General features: G+C 52.7%; 2 protein-coding genes. One reads left to right on the forward strand and one right to left on the reverse strand.

Going from position 1 to position 2,027, the window contains the following annotated elements:
* The first annotated feature begins 502 nt into the window (after window positions 1-502).
* Entirely contained in the window at window positions 503-1,021 is a 519-nt protein-coding gene (locus ACEWE8_RS25950) for a YkgB family protein (RefSeq protein ID WP_003464991.1), read from the forward strand.
* Between the two features lie 29 nt (window positions 1,022-1,050).
* On the opposite strand, the gene ACEWE8_RS25955 is transcribed toward ACEWE8_RS25950, so the two are convergent.
* Entirely contained in the window at window positions 1,051-1,896 is an 846-nt protein-coding gene (locus tag ACEWE8_RS25955) for an AraC family transcriptional regulator (protein ID WP_003464995.1), read from the reverse strand.
* Window positions 1,897-2,027 lie beyond the last annotated feature (131 nt).

A 2,027-nucleotide genomic window follows, 5' to 3' on the forward strand; every position in this document is an offset into this window, starting at 1 on the left:
GCTGTTCCCCAACCCTGGAAAACCTATCCTCTTTAACACGTCAAAGTCGATTGATAGGCTTGCTGCAACAGCTATCTGCCCGGTTGAAGTCGAAGATCGATGTATCTGTAGGGTTTGGAAATAAATGCGGGCGCCCACCGCACTCACGGCTCAGTTACCATTCTTTGTGCATCGCGGCCGCGCGGCTAGTTGGTAGCTGTTCTAAGCCTAGTCAGTGCCGCCCTTCGCCCCAAGCCCCATAGTCAGATTTGAGAAATGACAGTAGGCGATGCCGCAACGCGCTTCATCGACCTATGTAAAACGACTCCTTTATCGAAATAGTGCACTCATCGCTCTCCACGGCGATCCCTTCATCGCGAATTGCACCGCCCAAGACGATCTGCACTGAAATCAATACTTTCTGATGCCTCTTGATTAGAGATGCCAGCCATAATCATCTCATCGCCAACGCATACGGCGTTCGGCAGCCAACACACTCTCACTCACTACTGGAAGCTCAGACATGAAAACCATAGGCATTGAAAACTCGAAGTCCAGCGTACAGGCCCACTTAACGCTTGGAACCAAAACTATGGGGCTAGGTATCTATGGCGCGTACTTGGCTCTCGCTATTATTTACTTCTGGTTCGGCGGCATGAAATTTACCCACTACGAGGCCGAGGGCCTGGTTCCACTGGTGAGCAACAGCCCGCTTTTGGGATGGGTGTATAGCATTTTTTCGGTCGACATGTTCTCCAGCCTGCTCGGCATACTAGAGATTTCGATCGGCACTCTGATCGCAGGCCGCATGCTGTCGCCCAAACTATCCGTGGTAGGAGGCGCTCTGTCTGCAGGCCTGTTCTTCACAACCCTTAGCTTTATGTTTTCCACTCCGGGCGTCATTGAGCCTAGTTTAGGGTTTCCGGCGATTTCCGTTGCGCCAGGTCAGTTTCTGCTTAAAGACTTAGGGTTGCTTGCTGTTTCGATATTTGTGGCAGGCCATTCGCTGGTTGAACTGGAAAAACGTAAAATTAATGCATAATTTTTTCAATGGCTTAAGGCAGTAATGCCTTAGGCCTTTTTGCCATCATTTTCCCCCGCCAGATCTTTCAACCAGTCACGAGGGCTCAACCCCGTCTTGCGTCTAAATGCGCGAGACAGCGCCGAAGGACTTTCGTAGCCGACTTGAGCTGCAATCAGCGTAATCGAGCGCCCTTCTCGCATCAGCTTCTGAGCCAGGCTAACTCGCCAACTCAACAAATAATCAGCAGGCGTCTGTCCGATGACACTCTTGAAATGCACGGCATACGCAGCGCGTGACATATTTGACTCACTGGCCAGCTCTGCTATTGACCAGGCATGTTCCGGGGAGTTGTGCATCTGTAAAAGCGATCGGGCAAGCCGCATGTCGGCCAGTCCAGCCATCATTCCGGTGCGCAACTGGTGATGATCGAGCAGGTAACGGAGCAACAGAATGATTAGGAGCTCAAATAAGCGCTCAAGCGCGGCTTCCCTTCCACAATGCACATTTGCCGCCTCGGCAAACATCCACTCCAACGTGTCTGCCAGCATGGGCAGATCATCGAGTGCGAGCACCAAACAGTCCGGTAATGAAGCCGACAAAGGATTATCAATTCCGCCCTCAAACTCCATGGAAGCACACAACAACTTTGCGCCATCGGACTCACCCGCAAACAATTGATGCTTGGCGGGGCGTGGCATAAAAATCAAGCTAGGGCGAGTGAGCTGCAAATCCTTGCGATCGGGACCAAGCAACGTCACGCTGCCGGCCTGAAGCAGATGGATATAACCTCGCCGCTCGGCGCCATCGTAAGATGCAGAGCCGCATAGGTCGCCGTCATAGAACAGATTGGCCCGCACGCCGAACCGCGAGAGCAAATTAGACAAACGATCCATTGGCCGATCCTTGACGAGTCAGAACGCACAGACCATACCATCTGCGTTGTCGTTCAGTGCCTGTAGCGAACACAATGTCATCAACCTAAGCTGCAGCCCTGCCCAAGGCAAGCCCCCCGAAGCAGCCAGCC

Source organism: Pseudomonas sp. TR47, assembly GCF_044143025.1.
Taxonomy (GTDB): domain Bacteria; phylum Pseudomonadota; class Gammaproteobacteria; order Pseudomonadales; family Pseudomonadaceae; genus Aquipseudomonas; species Aquipseudomonas putida_E.